This is a genomic window from Halochromatium glycolicum (assembly GCF_016584085.1).
GTDB classification, from domain to species: domain Bacteria; phylum Pseudomonadota; class Gammaproteobacteria; order Chromatiales; family Chromatiaceae; genus Lamprobacter; species Lamprobacter glycolicus.
Genome location: NZ_NRSJ01000135.1, coordinates 1 through 642 on the forward strand (window position 1 = coordinate 1; position 642 = coordinate 642).

General features: G+C 69.6%; 1 protein-coding gene. It reads left to right on the forward strand.

Features of this window, described 5'->3' with window-relative positions:
• On the forward strand, nucleotides 1-622 hold a 622-nt coding region (locus CKO40_RS23855; protein ID WP_200348945.1), incomplete at its 5' end, for an RHS repeat domain-containing protein.
• Nucleotides 623-642 lie beyond the last annotated feature (20 nt).

Genomic DNA, 642 nt, shown 5'->3' on the forward strand with positions numbered 1-642 from the left:
TGCGATGGGCAACCTCACCGCCACCACCAATCCCGACAACTTCACGGTGGGCTTCACCCACGACCCCCTGGGCCGCGTGCGCTCGGCCTTCGACGAGGAGGGCCGCGAGGCCCGGCGCACCCTGGATGTGCTGGGGCGCATGCGCGCCCTCATCGATCCCAACGGCAACGCCGAGACCTTCACCTACCACGGCCCGGAGCAGGATGCCCGGCTCGAGCAGTCCTGTGACGCCCTGGCTCGCTGCACCACCTTCGACTACGACGCCAACGGCAACGTCACGGTCCTCACCGACAACGCCGGCCACACCACGCTCACCACCTATGACGCCCTGGACCGCCCGGTGCGCATCGTCGAGCCGGCCTACGACGACCCCACCCTCGGCACCGTCCGCCCGGTCACCGTCTACGTCTACGACACCCTCGGGAACCTCACCCAGATCCGGGCGGGCCACACCGATGCCAGCGGCACCAACCCCGGGGCCGATGTGCTCACGACCCAGCAGATTGCCACCTACGACGACTGGGGGCGTACGCTCACCGAGACCGACGCCCTCGGGCGCACCACCCGCTACACCCCCAACGTCCACGGCGACCTCGTGCGCATCGAGGACGCAGAGGGCTAGATCGTCGAGCGGGACTTCGC